The sequence below is a fragment of the Hamadaea sp. NPDC050747 genome (assembly GCF_040654195.1).
Lineage (GTDB): Bacteria > Actinomycetota > Actinomycetes > Mycobacteriales > Micromonosporaceae > Hamadaea.
Window position 1 is genome coordinate 68,438 of sequence record NZ_JBFAHM010000002.1, and the last position, 24,228, is coordinate 92,665.

General features: G+C 69.9%; 12 protein-coding genes (1 of these 12 running past the window's edge). 1 reads left to right on the forward strand and 11 read right to left on the reverse strand.

Annotated elements, in window-relative coordinates:
• The 4 genes in view from AB0H43_RS03660 to AB0H43_RS03675 are tightly spaced (each overlapping or abutting the next) and all read right to left on the reverse strand, a layout consistent with a single transcriptional unit that may run on beyond the window.
• On the reverse strand, positions 1 to 173 hold the beginning of the coding sequence (locus AB0H43_RS03660; RefSeq protein WP_359995940.1) for a lantibiotic dehydratase. It extends 1,990 nt beyond the left edge of the window; 173 of the gene's 2,163 nt are visible here — the first part of the coding sequence; the start codon lies at positions 171 to 173; its stop codon lies beyond the left edge, outside the window.
• Positions 170 to 5,425, reverse strand: a complete 5,256-nt coding sequence (locus AB0H43_RS03665) for an SDR family NAD(P)-dependent oxidoreductase (protein WP_359995943.1) — start codon at positions 5,423 to 5,425, stop codon at positions 170 to 172. The genes AB0H43_RS03660 and AB0H43_RS03665 overlap by 4 nt, the downstream gene beginning before the upstream one ends.
• Positions 5,422 to 10,284 (reverse strand): amino acid adenylation domain-containing protein, encoded by a 4,863-nt coding sequence (locus AB0H43_RS03670; protein ID WP_359995946.1) that lies wholly within the window; start codon positions 10,282 to 10,284, stop codon positions 5,422 to 5,424. The genes AB0H43_RS03665 and AB0H43_RS03670 overlap by 4 nt, the downstream gene beginning before the upstream one ends.
• Entirely contained in the window at positions 10,260 to 11,219 is a 960-nt protein-coding gene (locus tag AB0H43_RS03675) for an ornithine carbamoyltransferase (protein WP_359995949.1), read from the reverse strand. Before AB0H43_RS03675 ends, AB0H43_RS03670 begins: the two co-directional genes overlap by 25 nt.
• A 196-nt stretch (positions 11,220 to 11,415) precedes the next feature.
• On the opposite strand from AB0H43_RS03675, the gene AB0H43_RS03680 reads away from it, so the two are divergent.
• On the forward strand, positions 11,416 to 12,003 hold the full coding sequence (locus AB0H43_RS03680) for a response regulator transcription factor (RefSeq protein ID WP_359995951.1): 588 nt from the start codon (positions 11,416 to 11,418) through the stop codon (positions 12,001 to 12,003).
• A gap of 10 nt (positions 12,004 to 12,013) precedes the next feature.
• On the opposite strand, the gene AB0H43_RS03685 is transcribed toward AB0H43_RS03680, so the two are convergent.
• The 7 genes from AB0H43_RS03685 to AB0H43_RS03715 all read right to left on the reverse strand — a co-directional run bounded on the left by AB0H43_RS03685 (position 12,014) and on the right by AB0H43_RS03715 (position 24,094).
• Positions 12,014 to 17,194: an SDR family NAD(P)-dependent oxidoreductase gene (locus tag AB0H43_RS03685; protein WP_359995954.1), complete on the reverse strand. Its 5,181-nt coding sequence runs from the start codon at positions 17,192 to 17,194 to the stop codon at positions 12,014 to 12,016.
• Entirely contained in the window at positions 17,191 to 17,550 is a 360-nt protein-coding gene (locus AB0H43_RS03690; RefSeq protein WP_359995957.1) for an acyl carrier protein, read from the reverse strand. The genes AB0H43_RS03685 and AB0H43_RS03690 overlap by 4 nt, the downstream gene beginning before the upstream one ends.
• A 25-nt stretch (positions 17,551 to 17,575) precedes the next feature.
• A complete protein-coding gene (locus AB0H43_RS03695) occupies positions 17,576 to 18,301 on the reverse strand; it encodes an alpha/beta fold hydrolase (RefSeq protein ID WP_359995960.1) in 726 nt (241 codons plus the stop codon).
• On the reverse strand, positions 18,302 to 21,445 hold the full coding sequence (locus AB0H43_RS03700; protein ID WP_359995963.1) for an amino acid adenylation domain-containing protein: 3,144 nt from the start codon (positions 21,443 to 21,445) through the stop codon (positions 18,302 to 18,304).
• A 57-nt stretch (positions 21,446 to 21,502) separates the two neighbouring features.
• A complete protein-coding gene (locus AB0H43_RS03705) occupies positions 21,503 to 22,258 on the reverse strand; it encodes an alpha/beta fold hydrolase (RefSeq protein WP_359995965.1) in 756 nt (251 codons plus the stop codon).
• 139 nt (positions 22,259 to 22,397) lie between these two features.
• Positions 22,398 to 23,243 carry an ABC transporter permease gene (locus tag AB0H43_RS03710; protein WP_359995968.1) on the reverse strand — a complete coding sequence of 282 codons (846 nt, stop codon included), beginning with the start codon at positions 23,241 to 23,243 and terminating at the stop codon, positions 22,398 to 22,400.
• Positions 23,240 to 24,094 carry an ABC transporter ATP-binding protein gene (locus tag AB0H43_RS03715; protein ID WP_359995971.1) on the reverse strand — a complete coding sequence of 285 codons (855 nt, stop codon included), beginning with the start codon at positions 24,092 to 24,094 and terminating at the stop codon, positions 23,240 to 23,242. The genes AB0H43_RS03710 and AB0H43_RS03715 overlap by 4 nt, the downstream gene beginning before the upstream one ends.
• Positions 24,095 to 24,228: the final 134 nt, after the last annotated feature.

Consider the following 24,228-nt stretch of genomic DNA (forward strand, 5'->3'; position numbering starts at 1 on the left):
GGGTTCTGCCAGGTGAGGGCGGCCAGGAAAGCCGGCTCGGCGAGCAGCTGCCGTAAAGCGGACGCGGCGTCGCCGGTCAGCCCCGCCAACCACGAGAACGGCAGGCCGGCACCGCGTACCGGGGCGACCGGCCACAGCCCCCAGTCGTCGTCGAGCCGGACGAGATGACTCATCGGGCGCCCTGTTCCCACAGCAGGCCGGCGAGCGCGGCGATAGTGGGGTAATCGAAGATCGCCCCGATGGACAGCTCGACGCGGAACTCGTCCCGGACCGCGCCGACCAGGGCGATCGCGGTCAGCGAGTTTCCGCCGACCTCGAAGAAGTTCGCGTCGACGGGGATGTCCGGATCGCCGATCGCGTCGACCCACAGCGCCTTGACTCTCGCTTGAACCCCGTCGCGTACGCCCGTGGAGCCGGCGACGGCCGCGCTCGCGGCCGGCGCGGCCGTCGGCGCAGCGACCTCGGCGACCGGTGCGGGCTGCGCGACAACCTGCGCGACGGGCTGTGGCGCGACCGACCGCCTCGCCGCACGTGGCGCGGGGGCCGATGGGCTGAGCGGCCGAGCCCCTGGTTCGACGAGCACCTGGCCGGGATGGTCCCCGCCGAGGATGCTGAGCGTGAGCGCCACGCCCTCGCGGGGGTCGATGCCGGCGTCGCCACCCGGGCTCCGCGGCGCGGCGTCGTCCCCGGTCACCTGCTCCGCGTCGACCACCCTGCGCAGGGTGAGGCCGACGGCCCGCACGAGCAGGCGCCCTTCCGGGTCCACGAGGTCCACGTTCGCCCTGATCACGCCGGCGCCATCGGGCAGCCGGCGGGACTGGGCGAACAGCCGCATCGGAAGGCGCTGCAGGAAGACCACGGACTCGGCGTAGAACGGAAGATGGAGCCCGTCGGACGGACGACGGAACGCGGTCGTCGCCGTGTCCAGCAGGGAGGGATGTATCAGGTACTCGTCCATGTCGCCGGCGAACTGCTCCGGCAGTTCGAGGCAAAGCAGCATGTCGTCGATGTCCTGCTCGGAACGCGTCAAGGTGGCCGTCACGTTGTCCCAGCGGGGGCCAAGGCTGAACAGTCGCGGTTCATCCGCGTCGAACTCGGCCAGCGGTTGCCTATGGGTGGACTGCAACGCGGCGACATCCGGTGCGTCACCGACCTCGCCCACCGGCGCGATCTTGGCGGTGGTGTGTCTGATCGCGGTTGCGCCCGGCTCGTCCAGCGGCCGCGACCACACTTCGATCACGCCGTCCGGATGCAGCCTGATCTCCACCCGTAGCGTCTGTTCGGCGGCGAGCGGACGGTGATAGACCACATCGTTGACGCGAATGGGAAGGTCACGACCGGTGATGGCGCAGTAGCCGCGCAGAATCAGATCGAGCTGGCCCGTGCCGGGCAGGATCGCCTTTCCGGTCAGCCGATGCTCGTCCAAGATCGGGCTGATGGCCGGTCCGAGCTCGGTCGACCACGTCTGCACGCCGTAGTCCGCGGCCATCCCCACCTCGGCCCACGACGGCCAGTTGATGGAGATCGCCGGCACCCCTTCACGACGCAGCACCATGGCGTACGCGTCCTGGAACGAGTTCGCCGCGGCGTAATCCGCGCTGCCGACCAGCCCGTCCGTCGCCGCCCGGCTCGAGAAACAGGCGAAGAAGTCCAGCTGCGGCCCCGTACGCAAGGCTTCGGCGAGCAGTACCGTCCCGCGTACCTTCGGCGCCAGCACCTTCGCCGACTCGGCCGGATCACGGAACCGCACGAGGCCGTCGCCGGGCACTCCAGCGAGGTGGAACACGCCGTTGACCGGCCCGAAACGCGCGACGGCAGCGTCGAGCGCACGCTGCAGCGCGCGCTTGTCCGCGACATCCGCGGCGACCACTCGCACCTGAGCCCCGAGTCTGGTCAGCTCCGCGAGCTGCGCCCGCAGCCGGACGGATCGTTCGTCGGTCGCGTCGTCGGCCAAGCCGGTGCGGCTGACCAGCAGCAGACGCGGCCGCAACCCGGTCCCCGCCAAGCCACGTGCCAACGCCAGGCCCAGCCCACCGGTTCCCCCGGTGATCAGGTAGTGCCCTTGACGTCGCAACACCGAGGCAGGCACGGGCGACGCCGAATCGACGTAGTGCGGCCGGACGCCGGCGATCCAGCGGCGTGATCCACGCAATGCCACGACCTCGTGCTCACGCCAGTGGGCCAGCTCACGCGCGAGTTCCTTCTCCTGCTCGGCGTGGACGTCGACCACCCGGCAGCCGAGCTGCGGCGCCTCCTTGGCCAGCGACTTGGCGAAGCCGACGAGCATCGCCGCCACCGGGTCCACCTTCTCGCCTCCGGTGACGTCGACCGCGCCGCGGGCGACCACGAGCAGTCCGGGTGCGGCGTCCGCCGCCATCGAACTGATCACCTGACTGACCGCGAAGAGACTGCCGAAACTGTCGTCGACGGACCGGCCCACGGCGCTGCCCGAGATCTCGCCGGGTGCCGACAGGGCATGCACGACCAACCGCGCGGGCGTGCCACGGCGGTTCAGCTCTTCGAGCACCCGCGTGTAGTCGGCTCGCTCCCCCGGGCGCACCCGGAACTCACCGAACGTCTCCCCGTACGCGTCGGCCGGCCGGGCGATCGACAGGGTCCCCCCGGCCTGCTGCAGGGCCAGCACAAGCGGAAGGCTTTCCGCTTCGCCGTCCGGAACCAGCAGCAGGCAGTGCCCGTCGAGAAGCGACTCACCCAGCGGCTCCGCCTCGGCCCACACGATCGTGGACAGCGGCGTGTCCTGCGGCGCCTCCACCGCAGTGGGAGCGGGCGCCACCGGTGCCGCCTCGGCGACCGCCGGAGTACGCAGCGCAAGCGGCTCCACCCAGTGCCGACGGCGCTGGTACGGATATCCGGGCATCGGCACCCGGCGTACCTCGCCGAGGTCCTCGTCGTCGACACCCCAGTCGACGTCGTGGCCCTCCGCCCAGACCCGTGCGGTCGCCTCCAGCAACCCGTGCTCCGGTTCCAGGACCGGGATGAACGCCGAACCCGCCGCACCGGCTTGCTTGCCGAGATTGCTGAGCACCCGGTCGGGGCCGGTCTCGAGCATCAGCCGGGGACCGTCGTCGAGCAGCGCGCGCAAGGCCCGGTCGAACCGGACCGGCGCGGCGACCTGCTCCGCCCAGAAGGCGGGGTGGGTGGCCTCCCGCTCGCCGATGAGCCCACCGGCCGCGGCCGAGTAGAACGGGATCGTCGGCGGGTTGAGGGTCAGGCCCTGGAAGGCCAGACCGAATCGTTCCGCGGCCGAGGCCATGAGCGGACTGTGGAACGCGCCCGCCGTGTTCAGCCGGGTGGCGGCGATCTTGTGCTCTCGCAGCATCGCCAGAGCCTCGTCGATGTCCTCGGGAGCGCCGCTGAGGACGCACTGCCGCTCGCCGTTGACCACGGCCACCGTGACGCCACCCGGGAGCAACGGCACCAGGTCGTCCAACGGCATCGCCACCGCGAGCATCGCCCCGGCCGGGGCGCTTTCCATCGCCCGGCCACGCGCCGCCACCAGCGTCGCCGCGTCCGGGAGCGAGAAGACACCGGCGACCGCCGCCGCCACGAGCTCGCCGACGCTGTGACCGATCACCGCCGCCGGGCGTACACCACGGGCTTGCAGCGCTCGCGCGGTGGCGTACTCGACCGTGAACAGCAACGCCTGAGCTGCCGCGGTACGCGTCAGCAGCGCCGGATCACCGGCGAGCCAGTCCGCCCGGACGTCGATCTGCTGCTGGGCCAGGAGGTCGAGGACCTCGTCGGCCGCGGCGGCGAACGCCGCGTCCGTGCGGTAGGAGGTGACGCCCATGCCCGGACGCTGCGACCCCTGACCAGGGAAGGCGAACACGATGTCGCGCCGTCCGCCGCCGGGCGACGTGATCAGGTTCTGCCCGGTACGCAACGCTGCCGCGGCCTCAGCGGCGCTGGCGGCCATCGCGGCGAACCGCTGCGGATGGGCACGCCGACCGCGCTGAAGGGTATGCACGGCGGCCGCGAAGCCGGCTTCGTTCTCCGTGTCGCCGAAGTATGCGGCCAGGTTGTCCTGATACTCGCGGCCGGCTTGTTCGCTGCGCGCCGACCACACCACGATCCTCGGCCGGGTGGGCGCTGCGGTCACCGGGCGAGACGGCGCCTCCTGGACGACCACGTGTGCGTTCGTCCCGCCGACGCCGAACGAGCTGACCCCGGCCACCCAGGGCTTGGTGGCCGAAATCGTCGTCATCCGGTCGGCGATGACGAACGGGGAACTGTCGAGCTCGAGCTTGGGGTTCGGCTCGGTGAAGTTCAACGTCGCCGGAATGCGGCCGTGCCGCAGCGCCATGATCGCCTTGATCAACGACGCCACCCCGGCGGCATGCCCGAGATGACCGACACTCGCCTTGACCGAGCCGAGCGCCACCCGCGCGTTGCCGACGTCGCCCACCGCACGCAACGCGCGGTGCAAGGCCGCCACTTCGATGGGATCACCGAGTGGCGTACCGGTCGCGTGACACTCGATGAAGGACAGGTCCGCGGCGGTGACGTCGGCCATGCCGAACGCCTCGGCCAGCATCGCCGCCTGTCCCGGAACGGACGGCGCGGTGAATCCCGCCCGCTGCGAACCGTCGTTGTTCACCGCGCTGCCGCGAAGCACCGCATGAATGGTGTCGCCGTCGGCGAGCGCGTCGGCGAGACGCTTGAGCACGACCGCTCCGGAACCGCTGGAGAACACCGTGCCGTCGGCCTTGACGTCGAACGGCCGGACATGGCCGTCCCGGGAGAACGGGCTGCCCTCCACCCACAGATACCCGTGCCCGAACGGCATCTCCACCTCTGAACCGCCGGCGACCGCGATGTCGCATTCGCCGTTCCGGAGCGCCTGCCCGGCCAGATGCACCGCGACCAGGGAACTCGAGCAGGCTGTCGCCACGGAGATCGCCGCACCCCGTAGGTCCAGCTTGTACGCGGTTGTGATCGCCACGTAGTCGGTGTTGTTGAGCGCGGTGATCGCGAAACTCTGGGAGGCCGTCGCGTCGCCGGTGAAGCCCAGATGCAGATCGAGATACCTGTTCGAACCAGCCGCGCCGTAAACGGAGATCGTCGCGTCGGTGTCGTGCGGGTTGTAGCCGGAGTGCTCGAGAGCGGCGTGGGCACTTTCGAGGAACATGCGGATCTGCGGATCCGTATGGCTGGCCTCCCGGGGCGTGTAGCCGAACAGCGCCGAGTCGAAGTCCTGGACGTTCGGTGAGTTCGCGAACGCCTTGACGTAGTCCCGATTGCGCAGCATCGCCTCCGCGACGCCACACTCTCGCAGCTCGTCGTCGGACGGGAAGGTGATGCTCTCCACGGCGTCATGCAAATTGGCCCAGTACTGCCCGATGTCCGGCGCACCGGGAAAGCACCCCGCCATACCCACGACCGCGATGTGGTGGCTGTCGCTCACGACATCTCCCTTCGTATCTTCGCGCGAACCGACTGACGGCGAGACGCGTCTACCGCGATAGGAGTGCGGGCGGCGCGGGAGCCGGGTACGGCCGCGGCCCCACCCGCCAGATGCGCGGCCAGAGCCCGCACGGTGGACAATTCGAATAGGGTCAGCATCGGCACCTCGAAGCCGAGGCGGTCCTCAAGGGCGATCTGCGTCTGAAGCATCAGCAGCGAGCTGCCACCGAGGTCGAAGAAGTTGCTGTCGAGATCGGGTGCGCACTGCAAGACCTCACACCAGACGTCGGCGATCTGGCGCTCCAGCCGCGAGAACTCGACCTGACGGCCACCGGCGGCGTCGCCGGGTCGCCAGGGCGGGAGGGCGTCGCGATCGAGCTTTCCGTTGCGCGACAGCGGCAGCGCCGTCATCTGCACCACGCCCGCCGGGATCATGTGCGGCGGCAAGGCGGTACGCAGATCGCCCCGCACCTTCGCAACGCTCACCGTCTGCCCGGCAGTGGGGACCACGTACGCGATGAGCCGTCCGGCCGACAGGACCGTACGGCAGTCGGCGATGTAGCCGAGGGCCCGGACGGCGGCGTCGACTTCCTGTGGTTCGACGCGGAATCCGGCGACCTTGACGCGGTCGTCGGCTCGGCCGAGCAGCTCGACCACCCCGCCGGGCAGGTACCGGCCGAGGTCTCCGGTGGCGTAGTCGGGGCCGTATCCGTCGGCGAGGTAGGGACTCCGCACGACGATTTCGCCACGCTCACCGATGGCGGCCGGCAGCCCGTTCGCCCGGGCCACCAGGACACCCGTGCCGTCGACGCCCGTGCCGATCGGAATACGCCGGTCCTCGCCGCCGAACTCGTCGGCCGCCTCGACGCGGTACCACGCGGCCACCTGCGGGGTCTCGGTCGTTCCGTACGCGTTCACCACGGTCGCCGACGGCGCGAGGGCTCGGAGCGCGGTCACGTCCGCGGCGAACAGCTGGTCGCCGCCACAGAGCACAAGGCATAGCCGGGGCAGCGGCCGCCGAACCGTCGTGATCATCCGCAAAAGCTGCGGAGTCAGATGGGCCACCGTGACCTGTTCCCGGTCGAGCCAGGCATGCAGGTCGCGGGGCGAACGAACGATCTCGTCCGGCGGGATCCGCACCGTGGCGCCCAGGGTCAACGGCGCGAACACGTCCCGCAGCAGAGGATCGTGAGCCAAGCCCGACAGCATCGCGAACCGGTCTGCGGCGTCGAGCCCGAAGCTCTCGGCGTACACGTCGAGGAAATGGGCGAGCGGCGCGCCGCTTGCGCGCACCGGCTTGGGGGCGCCGGTCGTGCCGGACGTGAATCCCACATGCCCGGCTGAGTGGAAGGGCGCGGACAGCGCTGCGCCGGCCCGGATCGGGTCGATGGCGACCATCGGCCCGACCTGGTCCCAGGAGGCCGGGACGGTGCCGCTGAACAGGATGGCCTTCACCCCGCCCGCGGCCTCGACCTGTGCCCGCAGCCTGGCTTCCGGGTAGCCCGGGTCGAGGATGGTGAAGTCGGCGCCGGCGGCCCAGGACGCCAGCAGGCCGGCCACCAGTGACCCGGACCGCGGCGCGTAGACCGCCACGCGGTCCCCGGGACTCACGTGCCTCGCGAGATCCGCGGCGACGGCCGCCGCCCAGGCGGCAAGCTCGGCGTAGGTGACCGCGCCGGACTGATCGGTGATCGCGACCGCGGTCCCGGTGACCCGTACGCGTTCGGCGAAGCTCTCCAGCACCGGGCGGGTTGGGACCGGTTGCCGCGGCTCGGGCAGCGGTGCCGAAGCGAGCGGGTGCTCCGTGATCGGGAGATCCGGGCGGTCGGCGACCGCCGAGAGCAGCGTCCGGAACTGGTCGACGAACGCCGCGACGACACGGCCGTCCACCGTGGCCGGGTCATGGACGACCGTGAGGCCGAGATGCCCGCCGAAGTCGGTGACGTAGACGTTGAGGTCGAAGAGCGGGCCGACGGGCTCCTGATCGATCACCCAGGTTTTCAACCCGGGCACCTCGGGCGCCGGGTCGGGATCGCCGAGGTAGTTGAACCAGGTGCTGAACGAGACGTCGGTTCCCGCGCGGCGCAGGTGGTGATGAACGACGTCGAACGGAATCCGCTGGTTGGCCGTGGCGTGCGCGATCGCGGCCCGGGTCACCCGGACGAGATCGGTGTAGGTGGCCTCCTCGGGTGCGGTCACCCGGATCGCCGCGGTGTCCACGAAGAAGCCGACCAGATCCTCGGTCCCCGGTACGGTTCGGGTGCCCAGCGGCACCCCGATGACCTGATCCTCCTCGCCGGCCCAGCGCCGCAGCACCGCGGCCAGGGCCGACAGCAGCACGACGAACAGGGTGGTCCGGTGCTCTCGAGCCAGGACCCGCAGATCCGCGGTGAGATTCGGATCGAGGACTCGCCGATGGATCTCCGGCGAGGGTCCAGCGGCGGGACCGAGCGGAACCGGGAAGCGGTACGGCGGCGGGCATCCTTCGAGCCGCTGCGTCCAGCTGCGCAGCTGCGATTCGTACTCCCCCGCGCCGAGCCGATCGGCGTACCAGACGCTGTAGTCGAGGTACGACATCACGGGCCCCGGCGTTGCCAGGTCGGTCCCGGCGCGCAGGGTCCGGTAGATCTCACCGAACTCCGTCAGCAGAATGCGTACCGTCTGTGCGTCGGAGATCAGGTGGTGCAGGGTCAGCACCAGGCGGTATTCGCCGTGGCCAAGGCTGAGGAGCGCGGCCCGCAGCAGCGGCGGCCGGGTGAGGTCGAACGGGCGCCGGACCTCGGCCGCGATCCATTCCTCCGCCGTCCTCGCGTCGGGCAGGGTCACGACGTCGAGCGGGTATTCGGCCTGTGCCGGTTCGATTCGCTGTTCCGGCCCCTCGGAGCCGGCCACGAAGGCGGTACGCAGAGCCTGATGCCGCGTGACCAGGTGGTGGAGCGCGCCCGCGACGGTGGCCGGGTCGACGTCACCCGCGAGTCCCAGCACGATCGGGATGTTGTACGCCGCCAGGTGCCCGTCCAGCTGGCTCAGCAGCCAGAGCCGTTGCTGGCCGGGAGCCAGCGGTCCCGTCATCCGCGCCGGATCGCGAGTGATCGGCGGCGGCGCGGCGGATCGTGACACGGAGGCGATGACTTCGCCGAGGGTCGGCCGATCGAGCAGCGCCCCGGCCGCGAGTTCGACGCCCAGCTCCGCGCGGATGGCTGCGGCGAAGGCGGCGGCGCGCAAGGAGTCACCGCCGTGTTCGAAGAAGTCGTCGTCGGGTGCGGGCGCGGCCGCGTCCAGCACCCGAGCCCAGATCCGGCGTACGCGCGCGTCGAGATCCGCCCCGGCTGGGTCGGCTGGTGCGGTGTCCACAGACAGGCGGCGCTGCCGGCGCAGGGCGGCGAGATCGGTCTTCCCGTTGGCGGTGACCGGGAACTGCGGCACCACGATCACGACCGCGGGCACCATCGCGCGGGGAAGCCGCGTCGCCACGAATCTGCGTACCTGCGCGACATCGAGGTCTGGAGCGCCGACGAGGTAGGCCACGAGTTCCGGGCGGCCGTCGACCTCCTCGACAGCGACCGCCGCCGCCGTGACACCGGGACCGGCGGCGAGAACCAGCTGAACCTCGACGAGGCTCAACCGCACTCCGTGGACCTTCACCACGTCGTCGGCTCGGCCGAGATGGACCAGGTCACCGTGCTCGTCGAAGCGTACGAGGTCACCGGTGCGATAACGGCGGGCTCCCGCAGGCCCCGGCACGAATCGCAAGGCGGTCGCCGCCGGATCACCGAGATAGCCGCGAGCGAGCTGTACTCCGCTCAGATACAGCTCACCCTCCCCGGCCTCGCGCAGCTCGCCGTCGAGCACCGCCAGTTCGGTCGAGTCGAAGCCGGCGCCGATCGGCACGGAGCCGGCGTACTTCGTGCCCGGGACGGTCTGGAAGTAGGTGTTGTCGATGGTGGCTTCGGTCAGCCCATAGGTGTTGAAGAGGGAAACCTGCGGTCCGAAGGCATCACGCGCCTCGCGATACTCCTCAGCCGGCCACAACTCTCCGCCCACGATCACGTGACGGACTGACTCAAGTCGATCGCCGGTCGCCGCCAGGTGACTCACCAGCGGGCGCAGGAGCGAGGGAGTCAGTTCGAGGTATTCCGCCGCGGAATCGTTGACCAGCCGCACGAGGTCAGGTGGACTGGTCAGCGTCTCTTCCGGGCACATGACCAGGCAGCCACCGGTGAACAAGGTTCGAGCGAGGTCGCCGGTCGCGACGTCGAACCCGAAGCCGGCCAACTGCAGGACTCGCTTGACCTCCTCGCCCATGCGATACAGCTGCCGATAGGAGTCGACCAGCGCGAGCAGGGACCCGTGACTGATCGCCACGGCCTTCGGCCGTCCTGTCGAGCCGGAGGTGTGAATGACGTACGCGAGATTGCGGGAATCGCAGCTGCCCGGTGTCACCCGACCGGCCGTGATCGCACCGTCCACGAAGCCGACGGGACCGTCGAGGCCGCTCAACCGGCGTCGAAAGCCGGCCTCGGCCAAGGCGGCGGCGGGCCGGACCTGCTCAATAATCGAACGCCATCGTTCCCGCGGCGCCATCGGATCGAGGGCGAGGTAAGCGGCTCCCGCCTTCCAGACCCCCAGGACACACGCGGGCAGGTGGACCGTCCGCCCGACGGCGATCGCGACGACGTCCTCGGCACCGATCCCCTGCTCGCACAACCAGCCCGCGATCTCCTCGGAGCGGCGGTCAAGCTCGGCGTACGTCGTGAGGACACCGCCGTCGTACACGGCGGCGGCATCCGGCATCGCCGCCACGACGTCTGCGAAGCGGTCACGGGCGGTTCCGGTCACGGGTGCCGTCCGCGTACGCACCACTCCAGCACGGCCTTGGCACTGTGCATCTTCTGCTCCGCCTGCCGGAAGGCGATGCTCGCCGGCCCGTCAAGGACCTCGGGGGTCACCTCCTCGCCACGATGCGCGGGCAGGTCGTGCATGAAGACCGCCCTCGGATGCCGGCTCATCAAGGCCTCGTTCACCTGGAACGGCACGAAGCTCGTACGCCACTCGGGATCGGCCTTGGAGGTGCCCGTCGTCTGCCAACGGGTCGTGTAGACCACGTCGGCGTCCTCGATCGCCGCGGCGGGGTCGTGGACTTCCACCACGCTCGTGCCGCGCTCGGCGGCCTGCGCCTGGGCACGCTCCAGGAACACTTGCTCCAGGCCATATCCGCGCGGCGTCGCCAGACAGAACTCGACGTCGGCATACCGTGACAGGGCCAGGGCGAGCGCCGACGCCGTGTTGTTTCCCTCACCGAAGTAGGCGATGCGCAGTCCGCCGACCTTGCCGAAGTGACGCTCGATGGTGGACAGATCGGCGATGGCCTGCGTCGGGTGCTCGTCTGCGGTCATCGCGTTGACGATCGCCATCCTGTCCTGAGCCAGCAGCGCACGCAGTTCGGCCGGATCGGCGGCAGTCCGGACCACGAGGGCGTCGAGCATGGTGCCGAGCACCCGTGCGGTGTCCTCGATCGACTCCCCCGTGTTCAGCTGGAGATCATGGGGGCCGTACGCGACGTGGCCCGCGCCCAGTCGCAACGCTGCGGCCGCGAAGGCAGTCCGCGTACGGGTCGAGGTGGTCCTGAAGTAGCTGCCGACGACGCAGCCCTCCAACGGGCGTACGCCAGCCGACCCCGGGCCCGCGTACCACGCCGACCGCTGCACCAGGTAGTGCAATTCAGCATCGCTCAGGTCGTTCACCGAGGTTAGGTGTCGCACCCGTCCGAGACTTCCGTGCCGAAGATCCGCCATCAATGCCAGCCGGGAACGTTGGCGAGAAGTCGTCAGTCGCTTGACCAGTGATGGGTGCGTTACGTGAGGCTATCGCCGACTCCTTGGCGGCTGACGGCCCGATGGACTGCCCGCGGAGTCGCGCCCGCGCCCGGCTCCCCGGAGCCGGGCGGCGCAGCATGCTCGCGGACGCGTACAAGATCAGAGGGGGGCACACGTGATTCGCATCGATCTGCTCGTCAACTCTCCCATCTTCCTGCTCGGCCTCGTCGAGGTGCTCAAGAGCGCCGGTCTGACGGCCGCCTCGATACGGACGACTCCCGACGAAGCCCTCTCGTCGCCCGTGGACGCCATCGTCATCGACGCCGATGCGCTGACCCCGGCAGAACAGCCGGAACAGATCGCGGCGGCCGCGCGGATCGCCCCCGTTCTGATCCTGGACAACAGTTTCGCCGCCCACGCCGACTACGTACGGGCCGGGGCTTACGGTGTGGTCAGCAAACGCACGTCAGCCGAGGGGCTCGTGGCCGCCATCCGCGCGGCCACGTCCGGCCTCAGCCTCGGTCCCGCTCGGTCCGACGTACCTCGCCGACCGGACCACGGCAAGGCGGCCCAGCAACTGTCCGAGCGCGAGGAACAAGTGCTGCGTTTCATCTCCTGCGGTCTCACTCATGGTCAGATCGCCACGCGCCTGGGCATCAGCCCGCACACCGTCGAGACGTACGTCTCGCGCATCCGGGTGAAGCTCCGAGCCGGCAACAAGGCCGAACTCACGCGGGCCGCCCTCCTCGGCGGCATGGTCTGACCCGGCGGCTTCACCGCGCCCCCTGCGCTTCCAGGGCGCCGGCCAGGGCGGCGAGGTTGGGGTAATCGAACAACGACCCGATACTCATGTTCACCCCGAACGCGTCCCGGATCCGGCCGGTCAGCGCCACGCCCATCAGCGAATCGCCGCCGAGTTCGAAGAAGTCGTCCTCCGGTTCGACCCGGCTGCGGCCGAGCACCAGGCACCAGATCGCGGCCAGCCGCTCCTGCACAGAAGTCTCGGCGGCCACGACCACCGCCGGCACCGGCTCCGTCGCTGTGGCTGTGGCCGTGGTGAGCGCACGGACCGGCGGCTCCGGCACGGAATCGCCTGCGTCCTTCGGCACGACGGACACCTGCGCGGGTGTGCGCGACGCCAGCAATCGCAGCAGCAGTCGTACGCCTTCCTGCGGCGAAAGCCCGTCCGCATCCTCCGCGTCCACGACAGAGTCCGGTTGATCGCTGAAATCGATCACCTTGGCCGGGCGCATCCGCAGCCCTTCGATGGTGGCGACGATCGCTCCGTCATCGGTGATGAACTCCACGTCCGCCGCCGGGTCGTCACCCACGAGCGATCGCAGCCGGCTGTACAGCCGTCCCGGCAGCGGCGCGTACCACGTCATGCTGCGATAGGTGAACGGCACCAGCAACTCGCCCGGTCGATGACGCCGGATGACACCAGAACCGGTGTCCATGAGCGCCGGATGGGCCGCGTACGCCGCCGCCTCAGCGACGAGTCCGGCGGGCAGCGCCAGGCGTACGACCGTTGTGTCGCCTGATTCCCAGATCTCGTCGAGGTTGTGCCAGCGCGGGCCGAAGACGAATGCACTCTTTGCCGAAGGCGCGGACAGGGATGTCAGGGTGAGCCCGGCGGTCAGCTCCGCGATCGCGACGGACCGCTGCGGCGGGCCGCCGGGCACGACGACGGCCTCGGCGTGCACCTGCCACGCTTGAGTGTCCGTGTCCTCGGGGCGCGACAGCACGCGTACGCGCCACGCCTCGCCCTCGGGCTCGAAGGCCACCCTCGTATGCAGCGGGGCCTCGCCCGCGAGCGGACGCAGGAACACCACGTCCCTGAGGGTCACCGGCGCAGCCGCGTTCGGGACTGCTTCCAGATAGCCACGGATGATCAAGTCGATCATTCCGGTGCCGGGCAGCACCGCCGCGCCGCCGATCCGGTGTTCGTCCAGCTCCCAATGAGTAGCCGCCGACAGCACCGTTTCGTAGCGCGGACCGGTCGTGCGGGCGTCCCGGACCACCGCCGACAGTTTCGCCAGTACGCCGCCTCGCGCCATCCCGACGCTCGCCCAACCCGGCCAGTTGACGCTCAGCCAGCCCGGCCGCGTCGCGGCGTACGCGTCCAGGAAGGCGTTGGCCGCCGAATAATCGGCGCCGCCGACCATGCCGGTCAGTGCCGCCTGGCTGGAGAAGCAGACGACGAAGTCGAGTGGCGGCCGATCGGCGAAAGCGGCGTCCAGAGCCAGCGTGCCGAAGACCTTCGGCCGCAGGACCTTCTCCGCGTCCGCCGGCTTGCGGAGCTGAAGCATGCCGTCGCCGGGCAGGCCGGCCAGGTGGAAGACGCCGTTGACCGGACCGACCTGATCGAGCACCGTGTCAAGCTGGTCCCGATCGGCGACGTCGCAGCTGAAAACGCGGACGGTGGCGCCCATGGACTCGATCTCCGCGAAGTCCACCTCCCGGATCGTCCGGCTCACCAGCACCAAGGTCGGCCGGCGCCCCGTCGCGGCCAGGCCCTTGGCCACCGCGAGACCGAGCCCGCCGAGCCCGCCCGTCAGCAGGTAGACCCCGCCGCGGCGGATTCTCAGGTCGCCGTTCGGTTCGGTGGCCTCCCACGGCACGCTGCCGGGCAGCCATCGGCGCGTACCACGCAATGCCACGACGGGCTCGGCGGTGTCGGCGGCAAGCTCCGCGATGAGCTGGTCCTCGGAGACGACCGAACCGAGGTCGATCACCCGGCACTCGGTGTCCGGCGACTCCAGCCGGAAGGCTCGGACGGCGGCGATCAACGCCGCACGCACCGGGTTGACCGGCTCACTACCCGAGACGTCCACGGCGCCGCTGGTCACCACGAGCAGGGACGGGCGATGGTGACCGGCTCGCTGCACCAGATGGAGCAGCGCGTAGAACGTGCGGTCGAGCTCTTCGGTGATTCCGGCCGGGGCACCCGTCGCCCACGCGTGCACCAGCGTCGAGGGCTGAGCCGATCCGTGGAGCACCTTGCCGAGATCCTCGGCGAGGTGTCCGGGACGCACGGTGTACTCGCCGGCTCGTTCGCTGAACTCCGCACCCGGGCGTACCCGTATGACCTCGTGCCCAGCTTGCTGCAGAGCGTTGACGACCCGCAGATCCCCGACGGGCACGAGGGCGAGCGCGACCCCCGGTTTCGCCTCCCCGGAGGCCGGGCCGGGCACCGCTGTCCAGAGGGGAATGGTGAACGGCCCGGCGGCCGGCGCTGCAGCGGGCGCCTCGGCAGCGGGCGCTGCCGAGGGCATGGCTTGCCCAGCTGCCGGAACAGTCGGCTCAGGGGCGGCCGGGCCGGTGATCGGGTCGACCCAATGCCGCTCGCGCTGAAACTGGTAGCCCGGCAGCGATACGCGCTGCGGACGCTCGATGCGGTAGAGGCTGGGCCAGTTCACCGGGCAGCCGGCCAGCCAGAGGTCGGCCAGTGTTTCGAGCACACCGCGGTGCTCGCCGGCGGCTGATCTCGGGAACGATGCCAGCGCTCGCCACCGCCCGCCGGCGACGGCCGGATGTCTGCGGACCAAACCGGTCAGCGCCGTGCCCGGACCGACCTCGAGCAGGATGCCAGCCCCCGCCTCGGACGCGCTGCCGACGGCGGCGTCGAACAACACCGGCTCGGCCAGCTGCCGGGCCCAGAAGCCCGGGTCCGTCGCTTCGCCGGGAGTCAGGAGCTTGCCGGTGGCCGCGGAGTACACCGGGAGTCTCGGCGCGGCGAGGTCCACACCCTCGAACGCCGCCTGGAATTCGGCGACCGCGGGACGCATCGAAGGGCTGTGGAACGCATGTGAGGTGTGCAGAGTCCTTGTGAGGACACCCGCCGAGGACAGAGTCTCCGCCACCTGGGTGAGCGCATCGGCGGGTCCGGCGACAACTGCCTGATCGGAGGCGTTCACCGCCGCGATCGCGCACCCGGCCGGCAACGCGGGCAGCTGATCCGGGCTGGTCGCCGCGACCAGCATCGCCCCCCGCGGCTGACGTTGCATGGCCTGACCCCGGACCGTCACCAGCCGAAGGGCATCCTCCAGGTCCATGACTCCGGCAACCGTGGCGGCGACCAGCTCGCCGACGCTGTGCCCCATTCCAGCGGCCGGAGTTATCCCCCACTCCATCCACTGCCGCGCCAGCGCGTACTCGACGGCGAACAACAGCGGCTGGGCGACGGCCGTCTCGGCCAGCTGATCGCCGGAGGACTCGGCCAGCCACAGCGGGTAGAGATCCGGGCCCTCCTTGGCCACGGCCTCCAGGCACACGTCCATGACCTCGGTGAAGGTGGGCCATACGCCGTACAGCTCGGACGCCATCCGCGCGTACTGAGAGCCCTGGCCGGGGAAGGTGAACACAACTGCCGGCGCCACTTCGCCGCTCGGCTCGCCCGTACGGACGTCTCCAGCGGATAGCAGCTGTGCCGCCTCCGCGGCGCTGGCGGCGATCGCGGCTCCGCGTACCTGGCGCTCGGTGCGTCCGCGCTGCAACGTGCTGGTGGCGCCGGCAAAATCCGCCTCGTCCGCACCGGCGAAGTAGCCGGCCAGCGCCGCTTGATTCGACTTCGCCGCCGCCTGGTCCAATCCTGACCACACCACGATGCGGGGACGGTCCAGATTCGGCGTACGCACGCCGGCCGGAGCCTCCTCCAGGACCAGGTGCACGTTGGTTCCGCCGATCCCCAGCGAACTGACGCCCGCCCGGCGCGGCCGATGATCCGACCGGGGCCACGAGCGCAGCCGGTTGTTGACGACGAACGGCGTGTTCTCCAGCTCAAGCCTGGGATTGACGGTGGTGACATTGATCGAAGGCGGGATCCGCTCGTGTTCGAGTGACAGCACCAGCTTGAGGAGGCCCGCCATGCCGGCCACCGTGTTGGTGTGCCCCACGTTGCCCTTGACCGACCCCACCGGGATGCGCCCGGCCGGCAACGGCCCCTCCGCCAGGCGGCGGTACGCCGCGGCCAGCGCGCCCATCTCGATCGGGTCGCCGAGAGGTGTCCCCGTGGCGTGCATCTCCACATAGCCGATGTCCAGCGGGTCGAATCCCGCCATCGTCATCGCGTCCACGATCGCCGTCGACTGGCCGGCCACGCTGGGCGCGCTGAAACTGACCTTGTCCGAACCGTCGTTGTTCACTCCGACGCCGTGAATGACACCCCAGATGTGGTCGCCGTCGGCGATCGCGTCCGCGGCTCGCTTCAGCAGGACTGCTCCAGCGCCATTGGTGAAGATGGTGCCCGTGCCCGAGGCGTCGAACGGCCGGCAGCGGCCGTCGGCGGAGCGTACGCCGCCTGGACTCCATCGGTATCCCGTCCGATAGGGGATCTCGACATTGCTGGCCGCCGCGATCGCGGCATCGCACTCGCCGAGTTGCAGCGCCTGACAGGCCAGATGAACCGCGGTCAGGGAACTGGAGCACGCGGTGAGCACCGACATGCTGGGACCCCGGAAGTTCAGCTTGTAGGACACCAGCGTCGCCAGGTAGTCCACACTGTTCAGCACCATGATGCCCATGTCGGCGTCGGCGCTGTACTTCGGGTTCTCCATCACGTGCAGGTCGCCGTACCGGTTCTGCCCGCATGCGCCGTAGACCGCGACGTCACGGCTCATCCGGACCGGGTCATACCCGGCGTCTTCGATCGCCTGGTACGCGACCTCCAGGAACAGCCGCAGCTGAGGATCGCAGATGTCGGCCTCGCGGGCGGTCATGCCGAAGAACCCGGCGTCGAAGTGGTCCACGTCAGGAGCAAGCCCAGCCATCTTCACGTACGCCGGGTCGTCGCGAAGCGAACGTGGCACCCCGGCTGCCCGCAGTTCATCGTCGGTCAGCGCGGTGATGGACTCCTGGCCGGCGACGAGGTTGTTCCAGTATTCGGTGATGTCCCGGGCGCCCGGCAGCCGCGCTGAGATCCCCACGATGGCGATGGGATCGAAAAACTCGCTCATTGGGGCTCGCTCTCGGATCGGTTTCGCTTTCGCAGTTCGCGCCGGGCGGTGCCGACTCGGCGTACCTGGCTCGCGGTGGCGGTGCGGCCACCGACGTCGGCCACCGTGCCCTCGCCCGCCAGATGCCGCCGCAACGCGCGCAGATTCGGGTACGCGAACATCACGGTGACCGGCGGTTCGACGGTCAGCTGACGAGCGCCCACCTCGTGCAGCCGCACCAGATCGAGGGAGCTGAGGCCGGCTTCGAAGAAGTTCTCGTCCGGGCCGATCGAGCGACCGAGGATGACGCCGATCGTCGCCTCGATCGCGTGGAGTGCTCGATCGGCCGGCGTCTGCGGGTCCGGCAAGGGTTCCATCGTGGCCTCCCCAGGACGTCGCGGGCTAGTCACGGACGATTCGCTCGGCCAGGCAGGCCGCCACTTCGGCCGGATTCTCGTCGACGAGCCAGTGCCCTGCCTTGAGTTCGCAGAGGTCCGGGCGTGAGGTGCTGAGCCGCCGCCAGCCCAGCACGGCGCCGCGGCTCAGATCGGCGTCGTCTCGGCCGTACAGCACGCTGATCGGCAGGTCCAGCGGCTCGGTCGGCCGGTGGTGGTACTGGGAGTAGAGTTCGAAATCGGCGCGCAACGCGCTTTCGAAGACCGGCCGCAGATCATGGCGGGCGAGTTCCGGTGGTACGCCGCCCTCCGCCAACAGGTCGTCCCAGAACGCCTCGCCGGGCAGAAGATGCAGCCGCCGCGGCACCAGCGCGATGTCGGGCGCGGCGAAGGAACCGACGAACAAATGCTTCGGGGCGACCAACCGGGCAGTCAGGTACCCCAGCAGCGCGCCACCGCAATAGCCGAAGTAGGCCCGCACGGGCGGACCGGACTGATCGCTGGACAGCTCCTCGGCGAGATCGGCGACGAGCGGATCGAGCTCCCGCCGCGGCGGCTCAGCCAGCCGGGCTTGGCGGCCGGGCAGGTTGAGCGCCCAGGGTTCGATCGTGTCCGGCAACGCCGCGGCGAGGGCAGCTACCGCTCCCGGCCCGCCACCGGCGTGCGGGAAGACGTACACCCGGGCGCGCGGTTCGGCTCGCCGCTCCACGCAGGCGAACCACTGCGCGCCCATTCAGTGCTCCCCACTGAGGTGGGCCGACAACAGCCGGGCCGTCGGGTGGTCGAAGATCGCCCGCAGCGGCAGGTCTTCGCCCAGAATTTCGGCGATTCGCCCGGCGAGCTGCGCCGCCAGCAGGGAGTGCCCGCCATTGAGGAAGAAGTGATCGCTTTCCCCCAGGGTGGGACGAGCCAACGTGTCGCGCCACAACACAAGAAGCCGCTGGGTCAGCTCCGGATTCGGATCGGGACGCTCATCATCCGCCGGCAGCGGCCCGCCGTCCGAGCCGCTGACGTCGAGGGCCCGGAGCGCACCGTAGTCCGTCTTGCCGTTGGGACTCACCGGGAACTCGTCCAGCACCCGCAACCGAGACGGCAACGCGTACGACGGCAGCCGCTGGCTGAGATAGGGCCAGAGGTCGGCCGAGATGGCCGGGGACGCGCCGGGGGCGAGAATCACGAACGCTCGCAACTCGGCGTCGCCTTGCGGGTCGCCGACGATCACGACCGCAGCCTCGGCGACAGCGGGATGCGAACGCAGCGCGCCTTCGATCTCGGGCAGCTCCAGGCGGTGTCCGCGCAGCTTCACCTGCCGATCGTTGCGGCCGAACAGCTCCAGCACACCGTCGGGACGCCAGCGGGCCAGGTCACCCGTTCGGTAGTAACGGCCCTGCTCGCCATCAGGGAACCGATCGGCGGTCAGCTCGGGCCGGTTCAGGTAGCCGAGGCTCACCCCCGCTCCCCCGATGCACAGCTCGCCGAGCAGGCCCGGCGGTTGCTGCGCACCGTACGCGTCCAGGATGAAGACGGTGGTGTTGGCGAGCGGTCCGCCGACCGGGACGGGGTCTGTGATGTCGCCGGACAGCTCAACCGCGGTGGACCAGATGGTGGTCTCGGTGGGGCCGTACACGTTGAACAGCCGGCACCCGGTGGCCAGCAGATCCCGGGCCAACCCGGCGGTCATGGGTTCACCCCCGCACAGGACCGTCCGCCCGCGCAGCTCGCCGTCCGTGATCACCTCAGCCGCGGTACGCCAGAACGTAGGTGTCGCCTGCACCACGGAGACGTCGTGCTTGGCGACGAGGTCGAGCAGTTCGCGCGGCCGGACCTGGGCCTGCGCTCCCGCGATGACGAGGGTGCCGCCGGTGCTCAACGGCAAGCACAGCTCCAGCCCGGAGATGTCGAAAGCGGTCGTGGTAGACCACAGCACCGCGTCTTTACCGGTCACTACGAGCCGTCCGGCGAAGTCGGCGACCACGTTCGCCAAGTTCCGGTGACTGACGACGACGCCACGCGGAGTCCCGGTCGAACCCGACGTGTAGATCACGTACGCGGCCTCGGCGTCGGCGGGCAGGCCGAGCTCTTCGCCGCCGGCGCCGCCGGAGATCACCTCGTCCCAGGTGACGACCTGCGTACCGGCGCTGTCGGCGATGTCCTGCGTGGACTCCGCCAGCACCAGTTTCGCCCGGGCGTCCGCGAGCTGCTGCGCCAGTCGCTGGGACGGGTGCTCCGCGTCGACCGGCAGGTAGCAGGCGCCGACCGCCCACACGCCGAGGATCGCGGCGGCCAGCGGGGCCGACCGAGGCAGGGCCAGCGCGACGATGTCGCCCGCCACGACGCCGTCGGCCGTCAGCCGGGCGGCCACCCGGCGGGCCAGGCCGGCCAGGTCGGCATACGAGTAGTCGGTGTCGCCGTCGATGACCGCGATCGCCTGCGGGTTGGCTTCGGCGTGGCTGAGGAACCGCTCCAGGACCGTCTGGTCGAGGCATTCCGGGCGAACGGTCCGGTTGACCTCGCCGATGACCTCCCGCTCGGCGGCGTTGAGCATGTCGAGCTCCACGACCGGCCGATGTGGATCGTCAGCGGCCGCCGCGAGCAGCAGTTCCATCCGGGCCAGCAGGGTAACGATGTCGGCTTCGTCGTGGACCTCGGCGCTGTAGTTGGCCATCAGCTCCGGCGGTTGCCCGTCGAGGATCGTCAGCTGAAGGTCCAGGCGGCTGTCGTCGCGGAGAAGCGTGGGCGAGGTCGGCTTCTCCCCGGCGATCCTGACGTCGCCCTCGTCCCACGGCCGGTAGTTGAACATGTGCCGGAACAGCGGAATACGCCAGTCGGGCGAGTGGTGGCCCAGCCCGGCCAGGATCTCCTCGATCGACACTGACGCATGCTGAATGCCATTGAGGAAGGCGTCGCGCACTTGGCGGCTCAGCGCCGCGAAGCTCGCCTGGGGGTCCAGCGTCAACCGCAGGGGTAACGTACTGACCTGAAAGCCGAGGCCGGTGGCCGCGCCTGTGCTGCGGCTCGTCACGGGAACCCCGATGATCATGTCGGGTCCGGCGCCGTGACGGAACAGCGTCAGGTAGAACGCCGCCAGCAGGATCAGATTGTCGGTGCCGCCAAGCGACTTGCGCAGCGAGGCCAGCGCCGACACCGTTCGCGGCGACAGCGCTGTTGCGATGGTCCCGCCCGCGAACGTCGGCCGGGCCGGACTGGGCCGAGCCCACGGCAGCGCCATGGTCGTGGTGTCGACGCCATCGAGATACCCGGCCCAGTACGCGACATCGCCGGGACGGCTGACGGGCTCGGCGACGTCGTCGGTGGCCTCGCCCTGCAGTTCGGCGGGAATCCCGGTGCCGGCAGCGACACCGTCGTACGCCCGGGCCAGCTCGTCGGTCAGCATCGAGAGCGACATCGCATCGCTGATCGCGTGGTGCACCACCAGAAGCACGGCGCTGCCGCCGCCTGTGATCTGGTACAGAGTGGCTCGGATCGGCAGCTCGCGGCTGAGGTCGAACGGCTGACGGGCCGCCGCGTGCAGGCGTCCGGTCAGGTCCGCCTCAGTGACCTCGACCGACTCCACGGCGAGCTCGACGTCGTCGGCGGAACTGATGTGCCGCAGCGGCACACCGGCCGCGGACGGAAACCGAGTACGCAGCGCGGCATGCCGCGTCACCAGGTGGTTCGCCGCCGCGTGCAGCGGCCACCACCGCAGCCGTCGTTCGGTGCGCAGTACGATGGTCAGATTGGACACCGCGGAATCCGGGGCGAGCTGCTGCAAGATCCAGAACGCGTACTGCCGGGGACCGAGCGGTCGTGGCGGTTGCACCGGCACCGGCAAGCCGAAGTCGTCTCCGGCCGGGATCTGCTGGACGGACGTGTTCACTCACCCTCACTTTCGCTTGCCGCACCACCCGAACAACTTCGGCGCACCGGGTGACGGTCAGGCGCCGCGGCCGGCGTACAGGGCAGCAGGAATCCGGTTGGCCAGCATCGCGGTGCCCTCGGGCGTGAGCGCCCAGTGCCCCGAACCGACTTCCATCGTGGCGAAGCCACCAGTGGTCTGGTCCCGCCAAGCCTGCAACTCGGCCGCCGACAGATCCGGGTCGTCCGGCCCACGCGTCGCCAGGATCGGGGTGGACAGCTTCTCACCCGGGCGGTACGCGTATGCGTCGAAGACCACGAAGTCGGCGCGCAGGGGACGCTCGAGCATCGCGACGAAAGCCGGGTCGGCGAGGAGCGCCTCCGGCGTGCCGCCCGCCCGGGAGAACAGTTCCGGCGTGGGCAGCCGGCTGATCCCGGTGTCACGGATGAGCTGAGGCGGCAGGCAGCTGCACGAGATCAGCAGATGTGGATTACGGCAAGGGGATCGCTCCAGGATCCGCGCCACCTCGAAGGCGATCATCGCGCCCGAACAATGGCCGAGCAGGCCGTAGTCGCCCTGAAAGGCCGCGAACCCGTCCGCCGCCGCCATCTGCTCGAAGTCGGCCAGCAGCGCGTCGAGGTCCTGATGCGGCGTCTCGCGCATCCGGCGTTCCCGGCCCGGCAGGACCACCGGAACCAACGACACGGAGCTGCCCGACAGCGCTTCGCGGAGCGCGCTGAACGCGGTCGAACCGGCCCCGGCGTGCGGAAACGCGAACAGCTCGAAGTCGTTTCCGCTGGAGCGGTAGGGGAACCAGGCGTTGGCGCTAGACATGGGCTCACCCTCCTCCTGGGTACCGGCAAGCCAGTCAATCGCATCGTGGCCGGTCAGTCGTGTCGTGTGTTTCCGCGACATCCGTCCGGGCGGCCCGGGACTTAAGATCCCCGCGAGCACGTCACAGTGCTGGGCTCGGCTATTGCTCCCGACGGCCTCGCCACCGGAACGTCATGAGGCAGAGCAGCAGCCCACCGGCGCACCAGGCAGCCAGGACCAGGGCGGTGCGGCCGTGTTCCCAGGACGTCGAGACGATTTCCTGCGGCAGGATCGAGTCGGGCAGGAACACCGACCGGAATCCCTGCGCCATCCATTTCAACGGAAAGAGCGCACCGATCTGCGCAAGCCCGGGAGGCAGCGCGCTGATGGGCGTGTAGAAGATCCCCGACAGGAACGCCAGCACCAGGTACGGCAGGTTCATCACGGCCGCCGCGCCACGTGCGGTCCGCGCCAGACTGCTGGCGGCGATTCCGAGGAACGAGCACGCCACGACGCCCAGCACGAACACCCAGCCGAAGGTGGCCCATCGCTCCGGTGCACGCGGCAGCGTGACATCGAAGAGCGCCACACCCAAACCGACGATCAGCACCACTTCCGCGAGGCTGATCACCAGCACCATGACGACCTTGCCGAGGAAGTACGCGGACTTCGGCATGGGCGCGCCGCGCAACCGCTTGAGCGTGCCGTCGTCGCGGTCGGCGGCGATGCTGATTCCCAGGTTGACGAAACTGGTCGAGGCGACACCGGCGGCGATCATGCTGGGGACGAGGTATTGCGCGGCGGTGACCGTCGTGCCCGCGTAGACCGCGTCGAACAGCGAACCGAGCAGCGCGAGCAGCACGATCGGCAGCGCGAACGTGAACACCACGCTGTCGCGCTCCCGGAAGAACGTCTTGAGTTCGATGACGCCTCGGTGCAGGCCGAGCATCAGCGCCGACGGGTCCTTGACGCCGGCCGGGTGTCGCCGGGTTTCGATCGTCGTCATGCGTTCTCGCTCCCGATCAGATCGAGGTAGACATCTTCGAGGCTCGGCCGCGTCACGCTCAATCCCGGCACGGCGCCGCCGTAACGAGCGGTCAGCTCAGCGATCACCGCTCCCGGATCATCGGACTCCACTGAGCGCCGCTCGCCGTTGTCCAACCAGGAGATGACGGCTTTCGCCTCGGCCCGGCCGCCCAGCGACGCCGGGTCGCTGTCCGCCACGATCTTCCCCTTGACCAGCACGGCGACCCGATCCGCGAGATTCTCGGCCTCTTCCAGATAGTGAGTCGTGAGCAGAATGGTCGTGCCGTGCTCGGTCGACAGCGACCGGATGAGCTCCCAGAACTGCCGGCGCGCCTGCGGGTCGAAACCGGTGGTCGGTTCGTCGAGGAACAGCAGCGTGGGATTGCCGACGATGCCCACGGCGACGTCGAGGCGACGCCGCTGTCCTCCGGACAATGTGCCGACCCGGGCATTGGCCTTCTCGGCCAGGCCCACCGTCGCGATCACCTCATCGGCCGCGCGCGGATCGGGATAGTAGCGGGCGAAGTGGCGAACGGTTTCCGTCACAGTGAGCTCACTCAGGTCCGAGGCTTCCTGCAGCACGATGCCGATCCCATACCGCCACCGGCGGCCGGCCCGTTGCGGGTCGGCACCGAGAACCGAGACCTCGCCGTCATCCCGGTTCCGGTAGCCCTCGAGGATTTCCACCGTCGTCGTCTTGCCGGCTCCGTTGGGTCCCAGCAGCGCGAAGATCTGCCCGTTCGGTATGTCGAGATCGACGCCGTCCACTACGGCGTTACCGCCGTATCGCTTGGTCAGCCCGCGTACGCGCACGGCGAGTGAGTTGCTCATGCGACCATCCTTGGCAAACAGCTGCATCCGGCACCCGTCTGAATCGCCCGGAGTGCCGGGAAGTTGGCAAGGGCCACTCTAGGCGGTGGGGCGACCGTCCAGCAGTACCAACTCGCACGCGCAGCGCGCCTTGA

Coding starts and splice junctions, on each gene's coding strand:
- AB0H43_RS03675 (WP_359995949.1), bottom strand. CDS start 11,219: ATGGCGGATCTTCGGCACGGAAGTCTCGGACGGGTGCGACACCTAACC.
- AB0H43_RS03685 (WP_359995954.1), bottom strand. CDS start 17,194: ATGAGCGAGTTTTTCGATCCCATCGCCATCGTGGGGATCTCAGCGCGG.
- AB0H43_RS03690 (WP_359995957.1), bottom strand. CDS start 17,550: ATGGAACCCTTGCCGGACCCGCAGACGCCGGCCGATCGAGCACTCCAC.
- AB0H43_RS03695 (WP_359995960.1), bottom strand. CDS start 18,301: ATGGGCGCGCAGTGGTTCGCCTGCGTGGAGCGGCGAGCCGAACCGCGC.
- AB0H43_RS03705 (WP_359995965.1), bottom strand. CDS start 22,258: ATGTCTAGCGCCAACGCCTGGTTCCCCTACCGCTCCAGCGGAAACGAC.
- AB0H43_RS03710 (WP_359995968.1), bottom strand. CDS start 23,243: ATGACGACGATCGAAACCCGGCGACACCCGGCCGGCGTCAAGGACCCG.
- AB0H43_RS03715 (WP_359995971.1), bottom strand. CDS start 24,094: ATGAGCAACTCACTCGCCGTGCGCGTACGCGGGCTGACCAAGCGATAC.